The sequence below is a fragment of the Rhodococcus sp. EPR-134 genome, from assembly GCF_001647205.1.
Classification (GTDB): Bacteria; Actinomycetota; Actinomycetes; order Mycobacteriales; family Mycobacteriaceae; genus Rhodococcus_F; species Rhodococcus_F qingshengii.
Genome location: NZ_LVCT01000772.1, coordinates 1 through 5394, shown reverse-complemented (window position 1 = coordinate 5394; position 5394 = coordinate 1). Strand labels below are relative to the sequence as shown.

Below are 5394 nucleotides of genomic sequence, written 5' to 3'. Positions count from 1 at the left end.
CAACACCTTCGGATCCCCCAACAACGCACCCGCCAACCCCAGACGCTGCGACATACCGAGCGAGAACCCGCCGGCCTTCTTGCCCGCCACCTCGGACAATCCGACCAACCCGAGCACCTCGTCGACGCGGGACTTCGGGATCCCGTTCGAAGCAGCCATCCACTGCAGATGCGCCCGCGCACTGCGATTGGGGTGCACCCACTTCGCATCCAGCAACGCACCCACCGTCCGCAACGGCGTCTTGAGCTCCCGGTACGGCTTGCCCTCGATCAACGCCGCACCCGACGTCGGCTGATCCAGACCCAGGATCATCCGCATCGTCGTCGACTTGCCTGCACCGTTCGGGCCCAGGAAGCCCGTCACGATGCCCGGCTTGACCGTGAACGACAAGTCGTCCACCGCTTTCGTCGGTCCGTAAACCTTGGTCAATCCCCTCAGTTCAATCATGAGGAGAACTGTGCCCTACCGGCACTGACCAGCACATCGGTCCCGAGGATGACATGAACCCTGAGATGTGAATACGGCAGTTCAGGGAAAACCCTGTGCTCGACCGGAAGTCGGAACTGGCGCGGCATGCGGGTAGGGCGCATCGAAGTCGCCGTCGAACAATCGCCAGTAGAAGTCGTTCATCCTCGCAGCGACGGGCGCGTGCCGTGTCACGATCGCGGCCACCTCTGGTGTCACATCACCTGGAATATGACCTGTGGCGCATCGTCGTACGTACTGGTTGCGGGCGACTGGTCCGCCGCTCGTCGGCCTCGGTACCCCGCAGACCTCGGTCACCAGCCAGTTGACCAGAAGCATGGCGGCGTAGTCGGCGTCATGAGTGGCGTGGCGCCGGACGAAGTCGTGCTCGGCAGTCGACAGGTCGAAGTGTGGGGATGTGGCCAGTCCGAAGTCGGTGAGATAGATCCGCTCCATGTCGGTGCGCATGTTGCCGAAATGTCCGTCCATGTGCAGCAACTGTCGATCGCGCAAGAATGCCACGATCTCCGAAAACTGTCGCTCGACTTCGGCAGCTTTGGCGGACGGGTTGTCTTCCAGCCAATTCGAGATCGGGTGTTCGATGTACTCGCAGAACAGTACGAGGCTGCACGGCGCAGCGGCAAGCGCTTCGAGACGGGTCCGCACTTCACGGCTGGCGCCGGCGGTGTGAACGGAATTGATGTCGGCGTGTTCGGCCGCAACGGGCGAACGTCCGGGAAGTATCCGCCAGTGGTAAAGCATTGGGAACGACTGTGTTTCGCCGGCCAGAACGGCATCGGTGACCACGATGTTCGCGGCCAGTTCTCGCCAGGCGTTGAAGCTTGGGCCACCAATGCCGTACTGGCAGAACGTCGGCAGATCGAAATGGTTGGAAGTAGAGCCCACCTCGGCGATTTCCCGCACGCTCAGTGGGATGCGTTTGGTGAATACCGGAACGCCGTTGAGCCTGTTGTCATAGACCCTGATCACTCCTGCGGCGCCACCTACACCGACACTCGAGATTTGAACGGTGTCGACCAGTCGGGCCAGTTCGACATCGTTCTGGGAAGACAGGAACGCCGACAGCATTCGGTGGCGGTCAATCCTGACGTCTGTCATTCCACGACTGTGCCACAGGCTCGTCCGGCTTCGATTTCGCGGAGCCGCCTGTCGAAGTCACCGATTCTGGCGGTGTCCTCGTAGTAGTCCTCTTGCTCGATGATCTTTCCCACTTGGTCCGAACGAGAAGCACTGTTCGATTTCGATAGATGACGGCGCCGTCGGGGCCGAGGGCTCGGTCGTCGAAACGGGCGAGCAGGGTCATGCGCCAGAGTGGACCACCGAAATACGCTTCGGTGACCGCGCCTTGAAGCCCCGCATCGACAAATTCTTGGAGAAACGTCTCGATTCGGTCCCCATCGTTTCATCTTCGAAGCTTGTCGTGGCATCGAATGCCCTGTCAACGAAATGCCCGGGTCTGCTGATATCTGACAGAGAATTGGATATTGACAGTGACTGTCACAATAGGTGAGACTCGCATTAACGAGAACGGCCGGATCTCGGCCGAGGCGGGAGGACGTTGCTGATGTCACTACGGGAGAGACAGCGGTTGCAGGTGCGAGCAGACATTCAACGTGCGGCATTCGATCTGTTCGCGCGTGACGGTTTCGAGGACGTGCCCACCGAGCAGATTGCGGCGGCAGCGGGGGTGTCGGCGAGTACGTACTTTCGGCACGTTCGTAACAAGGAGGATCTGCTGTTGGATCCGGTCAGGCAGGGCGGTGCCGGAATCGTGACGTTGCTCGAGGATCGCCCACCGGCCGAGTCGGCTGATCTTGCGATATCACGGGCAATCCTCGAGCGTTCCAATGCTTTCGAGTCCGCGGAGATCGATCAGTGGCGATCGGCGTTCCGTACCGCGCCGCACCTGATGGATCGTGTCGCTCTGATCGCGCCCGAGCATCGTGATCGGTTGGTCGAGTTGGTGGCGCAACGTATGCAACTCGATCTGGAAAACGACAGCCGCCCAGGACTTCTCGTTCATTTGATGTTGGCGGCGGCGGAGTTCGGTTATCGGCAATGGATACGTAACCCTCACAAGCGCGGGGCATCACTTCCCGTGTGCGTCGAGGGGGCGCTCGACGCTGTTCGAGGATCCCGGTGGCACACGCAGGACGAAGATGACACGAAAGGTCGTGACCAGTGATGGACGAGAACCCTCAGGGCGCCGTGCCGCCCGTAGTGGATGTCGTTGTTGTCGGATCGGGGGCTGCCGGCATGTCTGCAGCCATCACCGCAGCCCGCAACGGACTCTCGACGATACTCGTGGAGAAGTCCGAATACTGGGGCGGTTCGTCGTCCCGGTCCGGGGGCGGCGTGTGGATTCCGGGAAACTCGATACTTCGCCGCGAGGCACCGACAGATGATATCGACTCTGCGCGAACATATCTGAAGAGCATTGTCGGAGAGGATGCAGACGCCGACCGAATCGACACGTATATCGATCGGGGTCCGGAAGCCCTCGATTTCCTGATTCGTCACTCTGCGTTGGAGCTCGAATGGGTGAAGGGGTACTCCGACTACTTTCCCGAGGCACCTGGCGGACGTGCAAGCGGCCGCTCGTGCGAGCCGCGCCCGTTCGACGCGCGAGCTCTGGGCGACGATCTTGCGACACTTCATCCGCCGTACATGAAGGTTCCGCTCAACATGGTTGTCCAACAATCTGATTACCGTTGGCTGAGCACGGGGATGCGGCATTGGCGGGGTCCGGTGCGGATGCTTCGGGTAGGAATGAGATCCCTGGCCGCAAGAGCTCGGAGGAAGAAGCTGATCGGGCTCGGGCCGGCGCTCATGGCCGAACTGATGCTCGGAGTTCGGGACGCCGGAGTGACGGTGGAGCTCGGGACGAGGCTTGTGGATTTGGTGACCGACAGTGATCGTGTCGTGGGTGTGCGACTCGAGTCCGGGGGAGTGCAGACCACCATGCACGCTCGACGCGGTGTCATCCTCGCGTGTGGCGGGTTCGACAACAACGACGACATGCGAGGCGAGTACCAGCGCCGGCCGAGTAGCGCGCAGTGGACTCTCGGGGCACCGACCAATACCGGGGACGGTATCCGTGCAGCTCTACGCGTCGACGCCGCGATTTCGTACATGGACGACGCGTGGTGGGCCCCGTCGATTCCACTGCCCAATGGCCCGTGGTTCGCCTTGGCGGAACGCTCGTTGCCTCGCAGCCTCATGGTCAACGCCAGCGGTCAGCGCTTCATGAACGAGTCACTTCCCTATGTCGAAGCGGCACACGCCATGTTCGGCGGAAAGTACGGCCGAGGTGAAGGACCCGCTGAGAACATCCCGGCTTGGCTGATCTTCGATCAGACGTACCGTGACCGTTACCTGTTCGCGGGGGTTCCGGCGCGCAGGCCGATACCTCGGTCGTGGATCGAATCGGGTGCGATCGTGCGAGCTGGATCGATTGCCGAACTCGCTGCCGAGATCGGAGTGCCGGGCGATGCGCTGTCCGCGACCATCACACGATTCAACAGTCACGCGCGCGACGGAGTCGATCGCGACTTCGGCCGTGGGACAAGCAGATACGACCACTACTACGGCGACTGCACCAACAAGCCCAACCCCAGCCTCGGAGAACTCACGAAGGGTCCGTTCTATGCCGCGAAGATGGTGCCTGGAGACCTGGGGACCAAAGGCGGCATCAACACGGACGCTCGCGCGCGAGCGTTGCGCGCCGACGGTTCGGTCATCGACGGGCTCTATGCAGCAGGTAACACCAGCTCACCGGTGATGGGTCATACCTATGCCGGTCCAGGTGCAACTATCGGTCCCGCAATGGTTTTCGGATATCTGGCGGCGCTCGATGCGGTCGGACGATCCCACGACGGTAGTGAGCTCGAGACCGAAGGCAGGAATAATGGTTTGGCAGATCGCCGTGGGTAGGGTTCTCTTGACAGCGTGACCCACCTCAACATCGCCGACGTCGACTACTTTCTCCCTGATGGTCGGCAACTGCTCAGCGGTGTCAGCTTTCGGGTCGGCAACGGTGCAAAAACTGCACTGATAGGCCCCAACGGGACTGGTAAGACGACGTTGCTCCGCATTATCGCCGGAGACGTCGTCGCCGACGAGGGCGCTGTCACTCGATCCGGAACACTGGGCGTGATGCGGCAATTCGTCGGCCAGGTTCGCGACGAGTCCACCGTGCGCGATCTTCTGTTGTCCGTCTCGCCGGCACGGATCCGGGACGCAGCACTGGCGCTCGATACGGCAGAAAACGCGATGATCGAGCGCGACGAGGAATCAACTCAAATGAAGTATTCGCATGCGCTGGCCGATTGGGCCGACGTGGGCGGCTACGAGACCGAAGACTTCTGGGACAAGGTCACTACCGCGGCTCTCGGTGTTCCCTATGACCGTGCGAAGTGGCGCGCGGCCAACTCCCTCAGTGGTGGCGAGCAGAAACGGTTGGTTCTCGAAGCACTGTTCGCTGGGCCCGACGACGCACTCCTGCTGGACGAGCCGGACAACTACCTCGATGTTCCGGGCAAGCGATGGCTGGAAAAGACGATCTCGGAATCGTCGAAAGTGGTTTTGTTCGTCAGCCACGACCGCGAACTGATCGCCAACGCGGCCACCCACATCGTGACGCTCGAGCCCGGAATCAGCGGCGCAACGTCGTGGACCCACGGTGCTGGGCTGGCCAGCTACCACCAAGCCCGCGAGGATCGCAACGCTCGATTCGAAGAACTGCGCCGACGCTGGGACGAGGAGCACGCGAAACTGCGTGCCCTGGTTCTGCGATTGCGTGAAAAGGCCAAGTTCAACGACGGCGTCGCTGCGCGTTATCACGCCTCGCAAACCAGGTTGGCGAAGTTCGAGGAGGCAGGGCCACCCGAAGCGATTCCACTTCAGCAG

At 61.6% G+C, this 5394-nt stretch carries 5 protein-coding genes; 3 read left to right on the top strand and 2 right to left on the bottom strand.

Going from position 1 to position 5394, the window contains the following annotated elements; translation table 11 throughout:
* Both A2J01_RS33190 and A2J01_RS33185 read right to left on the bottom strand, forming a co-directional pair.
* Nucleotides 1-447 (bottom strand): ABC transporter ATP-binding protein (locus A2J01_RS33190; RefSeq protein ID WP_156519481.1); only part of this gene is annotated, 447 nt, incomplete at its 3' end.
* An 81-nt stretch (nt 448-528) separates the two neighbouring features.
* Nucleotides 529-1584, bottom strand: coding sequence for a hypothetical protein (locus A2J01_RS33185; RefSeq protein ID WP_064114385.1), 1056 nt, complete (start codon nt 1582-1584; stop codon nt 529-531).
* 466 nt (nt 1585-2050) lie between these two features.
* Between A2J01_RS33185 and A2J01_RS33175 the strand changes: the two genes are divergently transcribed.
* The 3 genes from A2J01_RS33175 to A2J01_RS33165 form a co-directional block, all read left to right on the top strand.
* Nucleotides 2051-2671, top strand: a complete 621-nt coding sequence (locus A2J01_RS33175; RefSeq protein ID WP_064114384.1) for a TetR/AcrR family transcriptional regulator — start codon at nt 2051-2053, stop codon at nt 2669-2671.
* Entirely contained in the window at nt 2671-4419 is a 1749-nt protein-coding gene (kstD, locus tag A2J01_RS33170) for a 3-oxosteroid 1-dehydrogenase (RefSeq protein WP_064114383.1), read from the top strand. The genes A2J01_RS33175 and kstD overlap by 1 nt, the downstream gene beginning before the upstream one ends.
* Before the next feature lie 15 nt (nt 4420-4434).
* On the top strand, nt 4435-5394 hold a 960-nt coding region (locus A2J01_RS33165; RefSeq protein WP_156519480.1), incomplete at its 3' end, for an ATP-binding cassette domain-containing protein.